The organism is Paracoccus sanguinis, from assembly GCF_900106665.1.
GTDB classification, from domain to species: Bacteria; Pseudomonadota; Alphaproteobacteria; order Rhodobacterales; family Rhodobacteraceae; genus Paracoccus; species Paracoccus panacisoli.
Genome location: NZ_FNNA01000006.1, coordinates 41,068 through 58,730 on the forward strand (window position 1 = coordinate 41,068; position 17,663 = coordinate 58,730).

Consider the following 17,663-nt stretch of genomic DNA (forward strand, 5'->3'; position numbering starts at 1 on the left):
CCTACCTCCACCTATCCGTTGAGCGGCGAATACGTGATGCTCGAGTGCGCAATCCGAGCCTGCTGGCGCAAGCGCGAGGTGGTGCTGGAGAGCCTGCTCAGCTTCCGCCGCGCCGGCTGCTAAGGGGTCTTGACCTACTACGCGCCGATGGTGTCCGCGATGCTTCCCGCGAGCTGAGCGGCGCTCAGCCGGCGCATCGTCCCGCTTGCCCAGTGGGGTCACTCGTGGCCCCGTCGGGCAACGCGCCCGACCGTATACAGAGACCAAGCATTGCAGGGGTTAGGGCGGCGGTGTCAGCGTGAAAGGCCCGCCGCGCCTATCCCTACGCCATTCGGCCGAACGGCCTAACCGCAGCCGAAAACCCGCCAAATTTCTTCCCTGCCCAAATATCCCGGGGTCCGGGGCAGCGCCCCGGTCCGGCATCGCCACCAAGACCGAGGGCGCCTTCGCGCCTCAGCTTCCGTGGATGATCCGAACGTAGTTCGTGGTCTCGCGATACGGCGGCACGCCGCGGTACTTGGCCACCGCGCCCGGCCCGGCGTTGTAGGCGGCGAGCGCCAGGCGCCAGTCGCCGAAGGTGTTGTACATCATCCGCAGGTAGCGGGCGCCGCCCTCGAGGTTCTGGATCGGATCACGCGGGTTCACGCCCAGCTTGGCGGCGGTGCCCGGCATGAGCTGCGCGAGCCCCGTCGCGCCCTTGTGCGACCGCGCCCCGGCATTCCAGCCCGATTCCTGCTGCACGAGGCGCAGGAACAGATCCTCGGGGACACCGTGCTTGCGGGCCATCGCCCGGGCGTGCGGCAGGTACTGGCTGCGCTGGTTGCCCGCGTAGCGCGGGATCGCCCCGCCCGAGGTCGACACCCGCCCGTCGAGGTTGATGATGGTGACCGTCTTCACCTTGCCGTTCGCGTCCGGCCGGAGCCGCTGCGAGCGCTGGTACTGCGCCGACAGCCGCGAATCCATCAGCTGGGTCTGGCGGGCGAACTGCGCCGCGCGGGACTTGGAGGATGCGCCCCCGAGCCTCAGCCCGTCGGCCTGCGCCGGGGCGGCCACCGCCACCGCGGCCAGTGCGAGCGCGGCGACCTTGGCCGCACCCGACACACCACCCCACATCCCCGTAAATGCTGCACGCATCTGATGCCCCTCGCCGGTTATCGTTTTGCAGGAACGATACCCGAAAACCGCGCCAGAACCATAGCGCCGGGCGACGCGGTTCCGCGGGGCGCCGCCGGATCGGCGGAAACTCGCCGAGTCCGGCCGCAAGCCGTTGATCTCAGAACGGAATGTCGTCGTCGAAATCGGCCCCGCCGCGGCCACCCGAGCCGGACCCGCCGGACGAGCCGCCCGACGCGCCGCCGCGGTCCGACCCCCCGCCGTAGCCGCCGTCGTAGTCGCGCCCGCCGCCGCCCGAGCCGCGGCCATAGTCACCGTCGCCGCCGTAACCGCCCCCGCCGCCCGAGCCGCCGCGCCCGTCGAGCAGCGTCATCTCGCTGCGATAGGGGCGCAGCACGACCTCGGTCGTATAGCGGTCCTGCCCCGACTGGTCCTGCCACTTCCGGGTCTCGAGCTGGCCCTCGATATAGACCTTGCTGCCCTTCTTCAGATACTGCTCGGCGATCCGGCCCAGCGGCTCCGAGAAGATCGCCACCGAGTGCCACTCGGTCCGCTCGCGCCGCTCGCCCGAGTTGCGATCCTTCCACTGCTCGGACGTGGCGATGCGCAGGTTCACCACCTTGCCGCCGTTCTGGAAACTGCGGACCTCGGGGTCCTGACCCAGATTTCCGATCAGGATGACCTTGTTGACGCTCCCTGCCATTGTGCGGCCTCCGTGTGGGTCTCGTGTTGGCTGTCTTACTGCCCCAAGCTTAACCCGGGGTAAAGTTCGCCGCGGCTCTTACCGCGCCCCTTACCGCGCGGCGGCGAGCGTCTCGGCGATCCGCGCCGGCGGCACGTCGTCGGCAACGAAGGCCTCGCCGATCCCGCGCGCGAGGATCAGTCGCAGCCGCCCGTCCACCACCTTCTTGTCCTGTCCCATCAGCCCGATCAGCGCCGCATCATCGGGCAGCGTGCCGGGGATGTCCGACAGCCGCGACGGCATCCCCATCGCGGCGAGGTGCTGGGTCACCCGCGACGGCTCTTCCTGCGCACACAGCCCCAGCCGCGCCGAGAGGTCGAAGGCCAGCGCGCAGCCGATCGCCACCCCCTCGCCGTGCAGCAGCCGGTCCGAATATCCCGTGGCGCTTTCCAGCGCATGGCCGAAGGTATGGCCGAGGTTCAGAAGCGCCCGCTCACCCTGCTCCGTCTCGTCGCGCACGACGATCCCCGCCTTCATGGCGACCGAATGGGCCACCGCGTGCTCGAGCGCCTCCGCGTCGCCCCTCAGCCCCGGCCCGTGGGTCTCGAGCCAGTCGAAGAACGCCGCGTCGCCCAGCAGACCGTATTTCACCACCTCGCCATAGCCGGCCCGGAAGTCCCGGTCGGGCAGCGTCGCCAGCGCGTCGGTGTCGGCCAGCACGAGGCTCGGCTGGTGGAACGCCCCGATCAGGTTCTTGCCCTGCGGGGCGTTGATCCCGGTCTTGCCGCCGACCGAACTGTCCACCTGCGCGAGCAGCGTCGTCGGCATCTGCACGAAGCGCACGCCCCGGCGCAGGATCGCCGCGGCGAAGCCCGCCAGATCGCCGATCACCCCGCCGCCGAGCGCGATGACGATGTCGCGCCGCTCGATCCGCTCGTCGAGCAGCCACGACACCGCGCGGCCGAGGTGATCCCAGGACTTGGTGGCCTCGCCCGCGGGCAGCGCCAGCGCCGAATGGGCGATCCCCGCCGCGTCGAGCGCCGCCTCGAGCCGCGGCAGGTGCAGCGCGGCCACCCGCGCGTCGGTGAGGATGGCAACCCGCGGCCGGGCGAGCAGCGGGGCGATCTCGTCGCCCGCGCGGTCGATCAGGCCGGGGCCGATGCGGACCTCATAGGCGCGGTCGCCAAGGGGCACGGGAACGATGCGGGTCATGCGGGCTCCAGGATCTCGGGTCGGTGGGTGCGGATCGCCTCGAGCACCCGCGCGGCGGTGTCGTCGACCGAGTTCTCGGCCCGGACCGGCACGGTGATCTCGGCCAGCGCATAGCTCGGGGCGCGCTCAGCGAGCAGCCGGGCGAGGGTGCCGCGCGGGTCGGGCGTCTGCAAGAGCGGCCGGGTCGGGCGCTGGCGCACCCGGTTCCACAGCACCCCCAGCGGCACGTCGAGCCAGACCGAGACCCCGCGCGCCGCCACCTGGGCGCGGTTCTCGGCGCTCATCCAGGCGCCGCCGCCGGTCGAGACGATGCCGGGCTTGCCGCGCAGCACGCGGGCCAGCACCTCGCTTTCGCGGGCGCGGAAGAAGGCCTCGCCGTCGCGGGCGAAGATCTCGGGGATGGTCATGGCGGCGGCGCGGACGATCTCGGCGTCGGTGTCGCGCAGGCTGACGCCCAGCCGCCGGGCGAGTTCCGCGCCGACGGCCGACTTGCCGGCCCCCATCATGCCGACCAGCACGATGCTGCGTTTCACCACCCCTGCCCCCTTCGCTGGCCGCCCGGTGCTCGCTGATGCCGCAGGGCCGGGGCGAACGCCACAGGAAATTGACCGTCTCGGGGGCGGCGGGGGCGGCGGCGCGCAGGGCACGCGGGCGCTCAAGCCTTTCCCCCCTGGCCCGGACGGGTTAGACCTCCGCCGAACGGGACGGCCCGGCCCGATTGCCCCGCGACGGGGCCGGGGAACGAAAGGATACCGCGAGCCATGCGCCTCTTGCGCGTCATCATCTTCCTGCTGCTGGCCGGGTTCGCCGGGCTGGCGGGCTATGCGTATTTCGGCGACATGGCCGCCGATCCGCAGCCGATGCGGGTGCCGGTGCAGATCGACCTCGGGTCGGGGCCGGGCGCAGCCGCGCCGGCGACGCCTCCGGCGGGCGCAGCCCCCGCCGCGGCCACGCCGGCCGAGGCCGCCGCCCTGGCCACGACCGCGCCGGCCGAGGGCACCGCCCCCGCGGCAGACGCCCCCGCGACCGCGGAAGGCGGGGCCGATGCGTCGCTGGACTGACCTCGCGCTGGCGGCGCTGCTCGGGCTGTCGCTCGGCGGCGCGGCGTCGGCGCAGGACATCGGCATCGGAATGCCCAGTTCGGCGAGCGACTGGCTCTCGGGCAAGGCCCCGCCGCGCACGCCGCCCACCGCCTGGCGCCCCGGCGACCCCCGCCCGACCGAGGCCGAGCGCCGCCGCCCCCTGCCCCCGCCCGCCCGCCCCGCGACGCGCGCCAAGGGCACCGGCGCGGGCGTCGCCGAGACGGCGGCGGTCCCGCGGGTCGGGGTCACACGGCTCTCGAACGGCAACCCGGACGCCAAGGGCGCGGTCCCGGCCGGGGCCGCGGGCCTGCCCCGGGACCTCTGGGGCGCGGCCGCCGCGGGCGACATCGCCGCGGCGCTCGGGTCTGCCCAGCCGCGGCTGGCGGCGACTCGGGCGCTGCTGGTGCGGACGCTCACCGCGCAACTCGACGCCCCCACCGGCACCCCGGGCGGCGCGGCGGGCACCGGCGATGAGGGGCGGCTGTTTCTCGCCCGCACCGACCGGCTGATCGCCCTCGGGCTCGTCCCCGAGGCCGAGGCGCTGGCCCGCGCCGCCGGCACCGGCAGTGCCGAGGGCTTCGCCCGCCGCTTCGACGCCGCCCTTTACCAGGGCGACGCGACCGAGGTCTGCCAGCTCATGGCCGACCGCCCGGGCCTCGCCCCCGACCTCGCCGCCCGCGCCTATTGCCTCGCACAGGCGGGCGACTGGCCGGCCGCGGCGCTGACCCTGCACGGGGCCCGCGACGCCGGGCTGATTCCGCCGCAGACCGTGGCGCTGCTGGAACGCTTCCTCGACGATTCGAGCGCCGATCTGGCCGATGCGCTGCCCGACCCGCGGGCCGTCTCGCCGCTGGAGTTCCGGCTCTTCGAGGCGATCGGCCAGCCGCTCGCGACGAGCCAGCTGCCCCTGCCCTTCGCCTGGTCGGACCTCGGCGGCGACGCGGGCTGGAAGGCCGAGATCGAGGCCGCCGAGCGGCTCGCCCGCGCCGGCGCCATCGACCCCGCGCGGCTCGCCGGGGCCTATGCCGAACAGAAGCCCGCGGCGTCGGGCGGAATCTGGGACCGGGCGGCGGCCTATCAGCGCCTCGACGCGGCACTCGGCGCGGGCGATGGCGCCGCGCTGGCCGAGGCCCTGCCCGACGCCGAGCGCCGCTTTGCCGAGGCCGGGCTGCTGCCCGCGCTCGCCCGGCTGGTGGCGGTGCGCCTGCCGGCCGCGGGGCTTGACGGCCCGGCCGCCGAGAGCGCGGCGCATCTGCGGCTGCTGGCCGGCGTGCCGGTGCCGGGCGCCGCGCGGCTGCCCGAGGCCGACCGGGCGCTGGTGCAACTGGCCGAAGGTCACCCGGCGGCGGCGCCTCCCGCCGCAGACGGGGACGGAGCCGACGCGGACCGCGCGGCACCCGCCGAGCCCGCAGACACCGCTCAGGCTTCGGACACCCGCCCCGCCGCCGACGGCCCCGCCCCGCCGCCCTACAGCGACCCCGCCTACGCCCCCGGCAGTCCCGGTGCAGCCTATGCCGCGGCGCTGCGGACCGCCCCCGACCCCGCCGCCCCCCCGCAGGGCCGCGGGCTGGCGCTGCTCGCCGCGCTCGCGGATGTCGAGGCCGGGCTCGACGGTGACACCGCCCGCGCCGCTGGCGGGCTCGCGGCGCTGACCCGCCTTGGCCAGCCCGAGACCGCCCGCCGCGCCGCGGTCGAGCTGCTGCTGACCGACCATCTCGGCGGCCCCCGCCGGTGACACGCCGGTGACCCCGCCGGGGCGCCCGCGCGGCGCGGCCCGCCCGCCCGTCGCGCCGGGCCCCGACACGGGCCCGCCGGATGCGCCGGACCGGCCCGGCAGCCCCGACGACCTGCGCCGCGTCGGCGCCTTCCTCGATGCCCGCGCGGCCGAGGCGGGGGCGGCGCGGAACACCGTGCTCGCCTATGCCCGCGACCTCGCCGACCTCGCGGCCTTTGCCCGCGCGCGCGGGACCTCGCTCACCACCATCACCCGCGACGGGATCGAGGCCTATCTCGCGCGGCTGACCGACCTCGGCCTGTCGCGCGCGACCCGCGCCCGCCGGCTCTCGGCGATCCGCCAGTTCACCCGCTTCGCGCTGGAAGAGGGGTGGCGCGACGACGACCCGGCGATCCGCCTGACCGGCCCCGGCCGCTCGCCCCGCCTGCCCCGCACCCTGAGCCAGGCCCAGGTCGAGACGCTGCTCGCCGCCGTCCTCGCCCACGGCGCGACCGAGGCCGAGCGGGCCCAGAACACCGCCGCGCTCGAGCTGATCTACGCCACCGGGATGCGGGTGAGCGAGCTCGTCTCGCTGCCGGTCGCGGCGCTGCGCGGCGACCCCGAGGTGATCCTGATCCGCGGCAAGGGCGGGCGCGAGCGGATGGTGCCGCTGACCCGCCCGGCGCGCGCGGCGGTGGCGCGCTGGCTCACCCTGCGCGACGCGGCCCCGGCCGAAAGCCCGCTCGGCCGGCTGGTGCGCGGCACGGGCGCGCGCTGGCTGTTCCCGGCGCGGGGGGCGGCGGGGCACATGACCCGGCAGGCGTTCCACGGGATGCTGGCGAACCTCGCCGCCAGCGCCGGCCTGCCGCCGGGCGCGGTGACGCCGCACGTGCTGCGCCACGCCTTCGCCACCCACCTGCTCGAGGGTGGGGCCGACCTGCGCGCCATCCAGACGCTGCTCGGCCACGCCGATCTTGGCACCACCGAGATCTATACCCATGTCGTCGACGCGCGGATGCGCGACCTGGTGCTGCGCCACCACCCGCTCGCCGACCCCGACGCGGCCGACGGGCCCGACGACGACCCGGACGACGCCCCGGACGACGCCTGACCCGACCGCCGCCGAGCCCCGCCCCGCAGGCCCCCGCGCGCCCCCAGCCTTGCAACCGGGACGCGCCCTGCCTATCACCCCCCGGACCCCCCCTTTCCTCGCTCTGAAAGCCGCGCCGATGCCCCTCACCCAAGCCCGCCTCGCCGATCCCGACCACTGGAGCCTCGCCAGCGCGATCCGCGTGCTCAGCATGGACGCGGTCGAGGCCGCCAACTCGGGCCACCCGGGGATGCCGATGGGCATGGCCGACGTGGCGACCGTGCTCTGGGGCAAGTACCTCAAGTTCGACGCCGCGGCGCCGAACTGGTTCGACCGCGACCGCTTCATCCTCTCGGCCGGGCACGGCTCGATGCTGCTCTATTCGCTGCTGCACCTGACCGGCTTCGACGAGATGACCCGCGAGCAGCTGCGCAACTTCCGCCAGTGGGGCGCGATCACCGCGGGGCACCCGGAATACGGCCACGCCGACGGGATCGAGACCACCACCGGCCCGCTCGGCCAGGGCTTCGCCACCGCTGTCGGCTTTGCCATGGCCGAGGCCAAGCTGCGCGCCGAGTTCGGCGAGGAGCTGTGCGATCACCGCACCTGGGTCATCGCCGGCGACGGCTGCCTGATGGAGGGGATCAGCCAGGAGGCGCTGACGCTGGCCGGGCACCTGCGGCTCGGGCGGCTGATCGTCCTCTGGGACGACAACAACATCACCATCGACGGGCCGGTGTCGCTGACCGATTCGACCGACCAGCTGGCGCGCTTCGCGGCTTCGGGCTGGCGGACCCTGTCCTGCGACGGCCATGACGCCGCCGACATCGACCGCGCGCTCGCCGCCGCGGTCGAGGATGACGGCCGCCCGGTGCTGGTCGCCTGCAAGACCACCATCGGCTACGGCTCGGCCAAGAAGGGCGGCACCTCGGGCGTCCACGGCTCGCCGCTCGGCGCCGACGAGATCCTCGCCACCCGCACCGCCTATGCGTGGGAGCATGAGGCCTTCGACATCCCCGACGACCTCGTCGCCCGCTGGCGCGAGATCGGGCGTCGCGGCTCCAAGGACCGCCAGGCGTGGGTCGCCCGCGTCGACGCGCTGCCCGCCGATCGCCGCGATGCCTTCGCCACCCGCATCTCGACCGAGGTGAACCCCGCGCTCGCCCCGGCCATCGCCGAGGTCAAGCGCAAGGCCGTCGCCGACCGGCCGAAGATCGCCACCCGCAAGGCCTCGGAACTGGTGCTCGACGCGGTGAACCCGGTCATGCCCGAGACCATCGGCGGCTCGGCCGACCTGACCGGCTCGAACAACACCAAGACCCCGGACCTCGGCGTGTTCGACGCCCAGAACCGCGCCGGGCGCTATGTCCACTGGGGCATCCGCGAGCACGGGATGGCGGCGGCGATGAACGGCCTCGCGCTGCACGGCGGCTTCCGCCCCTATGGCGGGACGTTCCTCTGCTTCACCGACTACGCGCGCGGCGCCATGCGGCTCTCGGCGCTGATGGGGGTGCCGGTCGTCTATGTGATGACCCACGATTCCATCGGCCTGGGCGAGGACGGCCCGACCCACCAGCCGGTCGAACATCTCGCCATGCTGCGCGCCACCCCGAACAGCTGGACCTTCCGCCCCGCCGATCTGGTGGAAACCGCCGAGGCGTGGGAGCTCGCGCTCTCGGCCGAGGCGACGCCGTCGGTGCTGGCGCTCTCGCGGCAGAACCTCGCGGCGGTGCGGATCGAGCACACCGACGAGAACCTGACCGCGCGGGGCGCCTATGTGCTGCGCGAGGCCTCCGCCGCCCCGCAGGCGATCCTGATGGCCTCGGGCTCCGAGGTCGAGATCGCGGTCAAGGCGGCCGAGGCGCTCGAAGCCGACGGCGTGCCCACCCGCGTCGTCTCGGTCCCCTGCATGGAGCTCTTCGCCGAGCAGCCCGAGGACTATCGCGCCGAGGTGCTGCCCGAGGGCCCGGTCCGCGTCGCCATCGAGGCCGCCGTGCGCCAGCCCTGGGACTGGCTGCTTTTGGGCGAGCGCGGCAACTGGAAGCGCGCGGCCTTCTTCGGCATGACCGGCTTCGGCGCCTCGGCCCCCGCCGACCGGCTCTACAAGGAGTTCGGGATCACCCCCGAGGATACCGTGGCGCAGGTCAAGGCGCTGTTGTGACCGCCCCGGCGCGGCGGCCGGTGCGCGCGCCGGCCGCGCGAGGGGATGGGGTGGCGGCGGGCGGTGAAGCTCAGCCGGCCGCGCCGCGCCTGTTTCGGGCGCCGGCACGGCTTGCCAGTGGTCCCCGCGACGCTGAGCCTCGCCCGGCCCATCCCGGCCGTGCGATCCTGTGCTGGCCTCGTCCCAAGCCCCCTTCGCGCGGACCCGCCACCCGTTGCGACCGCTCACACCCCCCACCCGGCGTCCTTCCTGCCCCAAAACCCCTGTGCCACTCACGCCCGAGGGTCGCCTGATGCGCCCGCTTCCCCGCGCCAAGGCGCTGATGGGGCGCGAGGCCGACGCCGTCCGCGTCCCCCTCTCCACCCCCACGCCGCAGACCCAGCGGCTGGGCATACTGATGCTGCTCGGCTCGGTGATGCTGTTCACGATGATGGACGCGCTCGGCAAGCACCTGACGCAGAGCTACCACCCGGCGCAGGTGATCTGGATGCGGATGGCGATCAACCTCGCCATCGTCCTCGCGGTGCTGGCGCCGCGGCTGCGGACCGTGGCGCGCTCGCGCTCGCCGTGGCTGCAGGTCGGGCGGGGGCTGACGCAGGTGGCCTCGATCGGGCTCTTCTTCACCGCCCTCCAGCACATCGGGCTGGCCGAGGCGACCGCGATCATGGACATCAACCCGGTGCTCATCACGCTGGGCGCGGCGGTGTTCCTGGGCGAGCGGATCGGCATCCGCAGGCTGGCCGGGGTGGCGGTCGCGCTCGCCGGTGCGCTGGTCATCATCCGCCCGGGCGCGGGCGTGCTGCACCCGGCGGCGATCCTGCCCTTCATCGCCGCCTTCACCTATGCGGCGGGGGCGATCATGACCCGGCTCGTGCGCGGCGATTCGACCGCGACCTCGATCCTCTGGTCCACCACCATCGCAACCCTCGGCGTCTCGGTCGTGGCGCCCTTCGTCTGGCAGCCGATCGCCGCCTCGGACCTCTGGGCGTTCGTCGGCATGGGGCTGCTCGGCACGGTGGCGCAGGCGCTGCTGATCCGTGCCTTCTCGCTGGCCGAGGCCGCCGCCGTCGCCCCCTTCGGCTACACCGGGCTGATCTGGGCGGGGCTCTGGGGGGCGCTCTTCTGGGGCACCTGGCCGGATGTCTGGACGCTGGTCGGGGCGGCGATGATCGTCGGCGCCGGGCTCTATGTCTGGGCCCGCGAGGCGCGCGCCATGCGCAACGCAGGCGGCTGAGCGCCATGTCGCGCCCCCCCGCACCCCCGTCGGACCGCGCCCCCGGCCCCGTGCCGGGGACGGAGGACGCGCGGACGGACGCGGGGCGCCGGGCGGCTGAGGCATCGGGCGAAGCTTCCGGGATCAGCCCGACAGGGCAGCCCCGGGCATCGTCCGGCCTCGCCCCCCACAGCCGGAAGCCTGCTGAGGGCTCGCCGTCGCCTGCAACTCCCGAATCGTCGGCTGCCATCCCCGGCACCCCGCACCAGCGCGCTTCGGTGAGCGGGCCTGCCTCAGCTCTCGCTCCCTCACCCGCCCCCGCGCCGAACGCCACGCCCACGTCCACCGGGGCCTCGCCAGACCGCACCGGCGCGCCAGCCGCCCCGCCGGAAGCGCCCATCCCCCTCCTCGACCGCCTCGCCAGCGGCGCCTTTCTCGGCCTCGTCGGCGTGCTGCGGCTCCTCCCCTATCCGCAGCGCATCGCCGCGATGGGCTGGATCTTCGCCCATATCGCCGGCCCGCTGGCCGGCTGGCGCCGCCGCATCCGCGCCAATCTCGCGCTGGCCAGCCCCGAACTGACCCGCGCCGAGGTCCGCCGCCTGACCCGCGCCGTCCCCGACAACGCCGGCCGCGCGCTGATGGAGATCTACGCCGGCACCGCGTTCACCGCGCGCGTGACCGCCACCGACCCGCTCGAGGGGCCGGGGCTGCCGGTCCTCGAACAGGCCGCGGCCGCGGGCCGGCCGGTGATCCTCGCCTGCGCGCATTTCGGCAATTACGACGCCATGCGGGCGGCGCTCGCGGCGCGGGGCTGGCCGGTGGGCGCGCTCTACCGGCCGATGAACAACCGCGCCTTCAACCGCCACTACATCCCCGCCATCGAGGCCATCGCGAAGCCCCTGTTTCCCCGCGCCGGCCGCGGCGGGCTGGCGGCGATGATCCGGTTCCTGCGGCAGGGCGGGATGCTGTGCCTCGGCTTCGACCAGTACGACCGGCACGGGGCCACGCTGCGCTTCTTCGGCCTGCCGACCGAGACGGTGCTGACCCCGGCGGAACTGGCGCTGAAATACCACGCGCCCCTCGTCCCCATCGCCGGCATCCGCCAGCCGGACGGGCTGTCCTTCCGGGTCCGCGTCGGCGCGCCGGTGCCGCCCGGCACGCCGCAGGCGATGATGCAGGCGCTGAACGACGACCTCGAATCCCTCGTCGCGGCGCATCCCGACCAGTGGTTCTGGGTCCATCGCCGCTGGAAGAACCTCGCCCCGCCGGGTTCCGGCCCCGCGGCGCCTGGCCCGCTCGAGCCACCCGGACCCGCCATTCCGGCCGATCCCGACCCCCGGTGACGCGGCGTCCCGAAACGGTTTCCCTTGCCCCCGTCAGGGGGTATAACCCCGCGACAGTTGCCCCCCGGGAACGCCGCCCAGAGACGGCCCACAGGCAGAAAGAGCAGATGAGCGACACCGAACAGACCCGCCCGCATGATGGCGACGCCGCCTTCATCCAGGCCCTCGCCGAGCTTCTCAACCGCAACGAGCTGACCGAGCTGACCGTCAAGCGCGAGTACGGCGAGAACGACAAGCTCACGGTCGAGTTGTCCAAGCACGGCAAGCAGGTCATCGTCCAGGCCGCCGCGACCCCCGCCGCCCCCGCCTATGCCCCGGCCCCCGCCGCGCCCGCGGCCGGCGCGCCCGGCTTCGCGAGCCCCGCCCCCTCAGCCGGCGCCGATCCGGCCAGCCTGCCCGGCGCGGTCACCTCGCCCATGGTCGGCACCGCCTACCTCGCCGCCGAGCCGGGGGCCGCGCCCTTCGTCACCGTCGGCCAGCAGGTCGCCGAGGGCGACACGCTGATGATCGTCGAGGCGATGAAGACCATGAACCACATCCCCGCCCCGCGCGCCGGCACCGTGCGCCGGATCATGGTCGAGGACGGCACCCCGGTCGAATACGGCACGCCGCTGATGGTCGTCGAATAAGATGTTCGACAAGATCCTGATCGCCAACCGCGGCGAGATCGCGCTGCGCGTCATCCGCGCCTGCCGCGAGATGGGCATCGCCTCGGTCGCGGTCCACTCCACCGCCGACAGCGACGCCATGCACGTCCGCATGGCCGACGAATCGATCTGCATCGGCCCGGCGCCCTCGCCCGCCTCGTATCTCAACATGCCCGCCATCGTCTCGGCCTGCGAGATCACCGGCGCGCAGGCGATCCACCCCGGCTACGGCTTCCTGTCCGAGAACGCCCAGTTCGTGCAGATGGTCGAGGATCACGGCCTGACCTTCATCGGCCCCCGGGCCGAGCACATCCGCATCATGGGCGACAAGATCACCGCGAAGGAGACCGCTCAGTCCTTGGGCATCCCGGTCGTCCCCGGCTCGGACGGCGGCGTCCCGGACGTCGAGACCGCCCGCCGGGTCGCGGCCGAGATCGGCTATCCGGTCATCATCAAGGCCACCGCCGGCGGCGGCGGCCGCGGCATGAAGGTGGCCCGCGACGACGCCGCGCTTGAGGTCGCCTTTCGCACCGCCCGGGCCGAGGCCAAGGCCGCCTTTGGCAACGACGAGGTCTATCTCGAGAAATACCTCCAGCGCCCGCGCCACATCGAGATCCAGGTGTTCGGCGACGGCAAGGGCGCCGCGGTGCACCTGGGCGAGCGCGACTGCTCGCTGCAGCGCCGCCACCAGAAGGTGCTGGAAGAGGCCCCCGGCCCGACCATCACGCCTGAGGAACGCACCCGCATCGGCACCATCTGCGCCGAGGCGATGGCCAAGCTCGGCTACGCCGGCGCCGGCACGATCGAGTTCCTCTACGAGGACGGCGAATTCTACTTCATCGAGATGAACACCCGCCTGCAGGTCGAGCATCCGGTGACCGAGGCCATCTACGGCGTCGACCTGGTGCGCGAGCAGATCCGCGTCGCCTCCGGCCAGCCGCTGAGCTTCGCGCAGGGCGACCTCTCGATCCGCGGCCACGCCATCGAGGCGCGGATCAACGCCGAGCGGCTGCCGAACTTCGCCCCCTGCCCGGGCCGGATCACCCAGTACCACGCCCCCGGCGGGCTGGGGGTGCGGATGGATTCCGCGCTCTACGACGGCTACGCGATCCCGCCGAACTACGACAGCCTGATCGGCAAGCTGATCGTCCACGGCCGCGACCGCGACGAGGCGCTCGCCCGCCTCAACCGCGCGCTGGGAGAGTTGATCGTGGACGGCGTCGACACGACGATCCCGCTGTTCCGGCGGCTCTTGCAGGACCCCGACATCCAGCGCGGCGACTACTCGATCCACTGGCTCGAGAAATGGCTCGAGACGGCCGAGTTCTGAGGCTGGCGGGCGGGGCTGCCGCGATGACCCGCCCTGCCATCTCGCCTGAGGCAAACATCCCCGGGGGGGCGCCCGGCACGGGCGCGGGGACAGCGCCCCCCGCGGCGTCGGCCCCCGGTACTTATGCCGTGACCAGCGCGGCTGCCGACCGCCAGCTCAGGCTGGTGGCCGCGCTGCGCCGCTACGGCGCGGCCCATGCCGGGTTGATGCAGGCCTTCGCGCGCCACCTCGCCCTGCACCCGACCGACGCCGCGGCGCTCTCCGAGATCCTGCTGGCCGAGGATCTCGGCGCGCCCCTCTCGCCCGCCACGCTCGCCCGCCGCATCGGCCGCTCGCGGCCTGCGACGACCGCGGTGCTCGACCGGCTCGCGGCCGAGGGGCTCGTCGCCCGCGCCCCCCATCCCCGCGACGGCCGCGCCACCGTCCTTGGCGCCGGGCCGCGGATCGGGGCCGCGATCCCGCAGTTCTTCCAGCCCCTCTCCGACGCGATGGCGGCGACGCTCGCCCCCCACGATCCGGCGCAGCTCGAGGCGCTGGTCGCGCTGGTGGGCGAGGTGACGGACTGCGTGGTCAGCCAGACCCCACCGGAAAACTAGTTCCATCGTGGAATGATTCATGCGAGGATGAGGCGCAGCGCCCCCAGAGGAGCCTCCGCATGGCCGACTTCCACAGCCTCGTCATCGACCACCTCAACATCGGCGTCTCGGACCTCGACCGCGCTCTGCCGGTCTACGAGGCGGCGCTGCGCCCGCTCGGGCTTGCGGTGTTCTTCCGCCCCGAGGCCGCCGCAGCCGAGTCCCGCACCCGCATGATCGGCTTCGGCCGGACCCCGGACCGCCCGGTGTTCTGGCTGGTGGACGCCCAGCCGCCGGGCCCCGCGACCCACATCGCCTTTGCCGCCGCGGACCGGGCGCAGGTGGATGCTTCCACGCCGCCGCGCTGGCCGCCGGCGCCACCGACAACGGCTCGCCGGGGCTGCGCTGGTACCACCCGCACTACTACGGCGCGTTCATCCGCGACCCGGACGGCCAGAACATCGAGGCCGTGTGCCACACCCCCGCCTGAGCGCAGGCTGACGGTCGAGGCTTGGCGTGGGGGCGGCGGTCCTGCCGACGCCCACGCAGAAGTAGGGCGACGAGGGCGCGCAGGCGAACGCCGCCCCACGCGTCTGCAATGGTCGACTCATCGACGCTGGCGAATGCTACGGCCGAGAGCTTCCGGGGCAAGGCCCAAGCCCCGAAGGTAACTGCACCGCCCGTATCGCCCGGTCATCCCCGCGATGCCCTGCCAGAGCGCTCGGCGAGTCCCCGCCCCGGCCCAAACCGCCAGACCACGCCCCCCTTCCCCAAGCGCGCAGATCGGCTAGGCTTCGGCCCATGCACGATCTGCCCGGCCTCTCGCCCCGCCAGCTTCTCGCCGGTTACGCCCACGGCATCTTCCCGATGGCGCTCTCGGCCGATGACCCGCGGCTGTCCTGGTACGATCCGCCGGCGCGCGGGGTGCTGCCGGTCGGCGGCGTCCACGCCTCGCGCTCGCTCAGGCGCAGCCTCGCGCGCCACGACTGGCGGGCCGAAGTCGCCGAGGATTTCGACGCCATCGTCGGCGCCTGCGCCGACCGCGCAGAGACGTGGATCAATGCGCCGCTGCGGACCCTCTATGCCCAGCTCCACGCCACCGGCCATGCCCACGCGCTCGCCGTCCATTGCGACGGTGACTTGGCGGGCGGGCTCTTCGGGGTGTCGCTCGGGGCCGCGTTCTTCGGCGAGAGCATGTTCTCGGCCCGCACCGACGGCTCGAAGATGGCGCTGGTCTGGCTGTCGGATCACCTCGACCGCTGCGGCTTCCTGCTCTGCGATACGCAATATCTGACGCCGCATCTGGCCAGCATGGGCGGGGTCGAGATCACCCGCCGCGCCTATCGCGCCCGCCTTGCCGCGGCGCTGGCGCAAGAGGCCGATTTCCGCGCCCTCCGCCCCCGCCCTGCCGACGAGCTGGCCGACGATCTGCGCACGGCCGCTGCTGCGGAGGGGTGAGGGGGCCCGAGCGTATAGGCTGGGCGCGACCGAGCTGCTGACGGTGCTTCAGCCGCAGCCATTCAGCCGCAAACCGCGTGAACGCCCCCGATCTAAGGTGGTGGCGAACGGACCCCGAGGGTCCGTGCCTCCAACCCCCGCGCCGCCCGGATGCCCTCACTTACCGACCCATGCAGCCGGCAGCACCCTGCCCGCAGACGCGTGGACTGTGCGCTACGGGACCAACCGACCACCATCCGTGCATCCCGCGAAGCGCCCGACTTTCCTAAGCGCTCAAACCTGACCGCTCGCCACCTCCTTGAGAAGGCGAGCCGAACAGGTTGTGCGGACCGAGCAATGGGTTGGCGAGATGGACGGGTCGCGCGGACTCAGTGATCTGTGCGGAGATAGAGGCGACGCCGGCCGGTGGATGCAGCCGGCATCGGTTCGCCACCCCGCACGTTGGCGCAAAGCCTCGCGGCCCACCCGTGGCTCCCGTCTTCACCCAAGCCGCGACGGCACGCCCGCCGCAGCCCCGCCCCTCAGCCCCCGGCGCCGTCCGCGGGCGGAGGCGTCTCGCCCTCGCCCTCGCCGTCGCCGCCCTCACCCTCGCCACCGGTCCCCTCGATGGGCGGCGCGCCTTCGCCGTCCGGCCCGGCGCCCTCGCCGCCCTCGGGCACGGCGGTGTCGGGCACATAGGTCAGCTCGGGCCGCGCCAGGCCCGTGCCGTCGTTGCAGCTCACCACCCAGACGTCATAGCGCGCATCGTCCAGCGCCGAGAGCGCCGGGGACGAGGCGATCATCCACCCCGTGAACAGCGCCTTGCGGTTGGTCGTGTCGGTGACCGTCAGCTGGGCGAAGGCGTCCGATTCGGGGTCCGCCTCGGGATAGCGGCACTCGCCCAGCCGCACCTCGAGCCGGCCGAACTTCACCGCCTCGCCCACGTTCAGCGGCAGGTCGGTGCTCTGCCCCGACACCTTGTCGAGCCCCCGGAGCAGTGCCCCCTGCCCGCGCGCGACCTTGCCCTCGATGACCGGGGCCACGCTCTCGGCGCGGGTGCCGGGGGCGATGTCGGTGCTGGCGCGCGACTGCGCCAGCGCCGGGCCGGCGGCGAGGACCGCCGCGCCGAGGATCAGCGCCGTCCTCATGGCTGGGCCCCGGTCGGCGTCGCACCCGGCCGGGCACCGCCCGCCGCGTCGCCCTCACCCGAGCCCGAACCCGACTGCGAATCCACGAACTTCATCATCAGCGCGAGCAGGCTGACCGCCCCCTGCACGTCCTCGATCTCGTCGCCGGGCTTCAGCATCTCCTCGGCCCCGCCGGGGCGCAGCTCGATGTACGAGCCCCCGAGCAGCCCATCCGACTGGATCAGCGCCGCGCTGTCGGTGGGCAGCGCGATCGTCTCGGGCACCCGCAGCTCGGCCTCGGCATAGTAGGTCTGGGGGTTCAGCGTCACCGCCGCAACGCGCCCCACGCGCACGCCCGCCAGCCGCACTTCGGTGCCCCGCTCGACCCCGTCCACGTTCGGAAACGCCGCCCGCAGCGGATAGCTGCCGCCGCCGGTCCCGCCCAGGCCCCCGGTCGACCAGATCACGAACCCCGCCGCCACCGCGAGCACCGCGGCGCCGACGAGCGTCTCGGCGCGTTCGGCTGCCGCGCTCATCTATTCCGGCTGCCAGGCGTCATAGTCGCGCCGCTGCGCGGGCTCGGCGCGCACCAGCGACCCGGCCGGGCGATACGCCCCGGGCAACCCGGTCTGGTTGGCGCGGTGCGGCTGCTCCCACGCCTTGCGGGGCAGCGGCGCCTCGGTCGGCGGCTGGTCGAAGGTGAAATGCAGCCAGCCATGCCACTCGGGCGGCACCCGGCTCGCCTCGGCCTCGCCGTTGTAGATCACCCAGCGCCGCTTGCCGCCCTGGGTCTGGTAATAGACGTTGCCCTGCGCGTCCTCGCCGACGCGCAGCCCGTGCCGCGCGGTCCAGAGCTGCGTGCCCAGCGTCTGGCCGTTCCACCAGGTCAGCAGCCGATCGACGATCCACATTGCGGCGCCCTCTCTCGAAAATCCGC

Annotated in this window: 17 protein-coding genes and 1 pseudogene; 11 read left to right on the plus strand and 7 right to left on the minus strand. The window is 73.9% G+C overall.

The features are described from left to right. Positions 1-123 (plus strand): annotated as a pseudogene (locus BLW17_RS14655) (porphobilinogen synthase); the annotation flags it as partial. Between the two features lie 330 nt (positions 124-453). Here BLW17_RS14655 and BLW17_RS14660 read toward each other — a convergent pair. The 4 genes from BLW17_RS14660 to BLW17_RS14675 form a co-directional block, all read right to left on the minus strand. Next, positions 454-1,113, minus strand: coding sequence for a lytic transglycosylase domain-containing protein (locus BLW17_RS14660; protein ID WP_036703643.1), 660 nt, complete (start codon positions 1,111-1,113; stop codon positions 454-456). A 160-nt stretch (positions 1,114-1,273) separates the two neighbouring features. Then, complete coding sequence (ssb, locus tag BLW17_RS14665; protein ID WP_036734572.1) at positions 1,274-1,816, minus strand: single-stranded DNA-binding protein; 543 nt, start codon at positions 1,814-1,816, stop codon at positions 1,274-1,276. A 90-nt stretch (positions 1,817-1,906) separates the two neighbouring features. Further along, positions 1,907-3,007, minus strand: a complete 1,101-nt coding sequence (gene aroB, locus BLW17_RS14670) for a 3-dehydroquinate synthase (RefSeq protein ID WP_036734574.1) — start codon at positions 3,005-3,007, stop codon at positions 1,907-1,909. Next, positions 3,004-3,540 (minus strand): shikimate kinase, encoded by a 537-nt coding sequence (locus BLW17_RS14675; RefSeq protein WP_036734582.1) that lies wholly within the window; start codon positions 3,538-3,540, stop codon positions 3,004-3,006. Before BLW17_RS14675 ends, aroB begins: the two co-directional genes overlap by 4 nt. Positions 3,541-3,768: 228 nt before the next feature. Here BLW17_RS14675 and BLW17_RS14680 point away from each other — a divergent pair, with 228 nt between their 5' ends. The 10 genes from BLW17_RS14680 to aat all read left to right on the plus strand — a co-directional run bounded on the left by BLW17_RS14680 (position 3,769) and on the right by aat (position 15,620). Next, positions 3,769-4,068 carry a hypothetical protein gene (locus BLW17_RS14680; RefSeq protein WP_036734575.1) on the plus strand — a complete coding sequence of 100 codons (300 nt, stop codon included), beginning with the start codon at positions 3,769-3,771 and terminating at the stop codon, positions 4,066-4,068. Further along, positions 4,052-5,824 (plus strand): hypothetical protein, encoded by a 1,773-nt coding sequence (locus BLW17_RS14685; protein ID WP_074826971.1) that lies wholly within the window; start codon positions 4,052-4,054, stop codon positions 5,822-5,824. Before BLW17_RS14680 ends, BLW17_RS14685 begins: the two co-directional genes overlap by 17 nt. A 112-nt stretch (positions 5,825-5,936) precedes the next feature. Next, positions 5,937-6,914 (plus strand): tyrosine recombinase, encoded by a 978-nt coding sequence (locus tag BLW17_RS14690; RefSeq protein WP_074826997.1) that lies wholly within the window; start codon positions 5,937-5,939, stop codon positions 6,912-6,914. Between the two features lie 118 nt (positions 6,915-7,032). Then, positions 7,033-9,054, plus strand: coding sequence for a transketolase (tkt, locus tag BLW17_RS14695; protein ID WP_074826973.1), 2,022 nt, complete (start codon positions 7,033-7,035; stop codon positions 9,052-9,054). A 292-nt stretch (positions 9,055-9,346) separates the two neighbouring features. Continuing rightward, positions 9,347-10,288 (plus strand): DMT family transporter, encoded by a 942-nt coding sequence (locus BLW17_RS14700; protein WP_052175257.1) that lies wholly within the window; start codon positions 9,347-9,349, stop codon positions 10,286-10,288. 377 nt (positions 10,289-10,665) lie between these two features. Continuing rightward, the gene (locus BLW17_RS18715; protein WP_081969249.1) at positions 10,666-11,610 is read left to right on the plus strand and encodes a lysophospholipid acyltransferase family protein; all 945 of its coding nucleotides are present in this window, start codon (positions 10,666-10,668) and stop codon (positions 11,608-11,610) included. Positions 11,611-11,717: 107 nt separating this feature from the next. Then, positions 11,718-12,239 carry an acetyl-CoA carboxylase biotin carboxyl carrier protein gene (gene accB / locus BLW17_RS14710; protein WP_036736183.1) on the plus strand — a complete coding sequence of 174 codons (522 nt, stop codon included), beginning with the start codon at positions 11,718-11,720 and terminating at the stop codon, positions 12,237-12,239. A 1-nt stretch (position 12,240) separates the two neighbouring features. Continuing rightward, positions 12,241-13,587 carry an acetyl-CoA carboxylase biotin carboxylase subunit gene (gene accC / locus BLW17_RS14715; protein WP_036736185.1) on the plus strand — a complete coding sequence of 449 codons (1,347 nt, stop codon included), beginning with the start codon at positions 12,241-12,243 and terminating at the stop codon, positions 13,585-13,587. A 128-nt stretch (positions 13,588-13,715) separates the two neighbouring features. Continuing rightward, on the plus strand, positions 13,716-14,183 hold the full coding sequence (locus tag BLW17_RS14720) for a MarR family winged helix-turn-helix transcriptional regulator (protein ID WP_052176613.1): 468 nt from the start codon (positions 13,716-13,718) through the stop codon (positions 14,181-14,183). A gap of 780 nt (positions 14,184-14,963) precedes the next feature. After that, positions 14,964-15,620, plus strand: coding sequence for a leucyl/phenylalanyl-tRNA--protein transferase (aat, locus tag BLW17_RS14730; protein ID WP_036736189.1), 657 nt, complete (start codon positions 14,964-14,966; stop codon positions 15,618-15,620). Between the two features lie 521 nt (positions 15,621-16,141). Here the strand turns inward: aat and BLW17_RS14735 are convergent. The 3 genes from BLW17_RS14735 to BLW17_RS14745 are packed head-to-tail and all read right to left on the minus strand — an operon-like array spanning position 16,142 to position 17,637. Then, positions 16,142-16,747 carry a DUF2155 domain-containing protein gene (locus BLW17_RS14735; protein WP_074826974.1) on the minus strand — a complete coding sequence of 202 codons (606 nt, stop codon included), beginning with the start codon at positions 16,745-16,747 and terminating at the stop codon, positions 16,142-16,144. Then, positions 16,744-17,262, minus strand: coding sequence for an outer membrane lipid asymmetry maintenance protein MlaD (mlaD, locus tag BLW17_RS14740; protein WP_052176614.1), 519 nt, complete (start codon positions 17,260-17,262; stop codon positions 16,744-16,746). The genes BLW17_RS14735 and mlaD overlap by 4 nt, the downstream gene beginning before the upstream one ends. Beyond that, on the minus strand, positions 17,263-17,637 hold the full coding sequence (locus BLW17_RS14745) for an NADH:ubiquinone oxidoreductase subunit NDUFA12 (RefSeq protein WP_036705363.1): 375 nt from the start codon (positions 17,635-17,637) through the stop codon (positions 17,263-17,265). It lies immediately after the preceding gene. Between the last annotated feature and the right edge of the window lie 26 nt (positions 17,638-17,663).

Coding starts and splice junctions, on each gene's coding strand:
- BLW17_RS14660 (WP_036703643.1), bottom strand. CDS start 1,113: ATGTGGGGTGGTGTGTCGGGTGCGGCCAAGGTCGCCGCGCTCGCACTG.
- BLW17_RS14735 (WP_074826974.1), bottom strand. CDS start 16,747: ATGAGGACGGCGCTGATCCTCGGCGCGGCGGTCCTCGCCGCCGGCCCG.
- accB (WP_036736183.1), top strand. CDS start 11,718: ATGAGCGACACCGAACAGACCCGCCCGCATGATGGCGACGCCGCCTTC.
- tkt (WP_074826973.1), top strand. CDS start 7,033: ATGCCCCTCACCCAAGCCCGCCTCGCCGATCCCGACCACTGGAGCCTC.
- accC (WP_036736185.1), top strand. CDS start 12,241: ATGTTCGACAAGATCCTGATCGCCAACCGCGGCGAGATCGCGCTGCGC.
- ssb (WP_036734572.1), bottom strand. CDS start 1,816: ATGGCAGGGAGCGTCAACAAGGTCATCCTGATCGGAAATCTGGGTCAG.
- aroB (WP_036734574.1), bottom strand. CDS start 3,007: ATGACCCGCATCGTTCCCGTGCCCCTTGGCGACCGCGCCTATGAGGTC.
- BLW17_RS14680 (WP_036734575.1), top strand. CDS start 3,769: ATGCGCCTCTTGCGCGTCATCATCTTCCTGCTGCTGGCCGGGTTCGCC.
- aat (WP_036736189.1), top strand. CDS start 14,964: ATGCACGATCTGCCCGGCCTCTCGCCCCGCCAGCTTCTCGCCGGTTAC.
- BLW17_RS14685 (WP_074826971.1), top strand. CDS start 4,052: ATGCGTCGCTGGACTGACCTCGCGCTGGCGGCGCTGCTCGGGCTGTCG.
- BLW17_RS14745 (WP_036705363.1), bottom strand. CDS start 17,637: ATGTGGATCGTCGATCGGCTGCTGACCTGGTGGAACGGCCAGACGCTG.
- BLW17_RS14700 (WP_052175257.1), top strand. CDS start 9,347: ATGCGCCCGCTTCCCCGCGCCAAGGCGCTGATGGGGCGCGAGGCCGAC.
- mlaD (WP_052176614.1), bottom strand. CDS start 17,262: ATGAGCGCGGCAGCCGAACGCGCCGAGACGCTCGTCGGCGCCGCGGTG.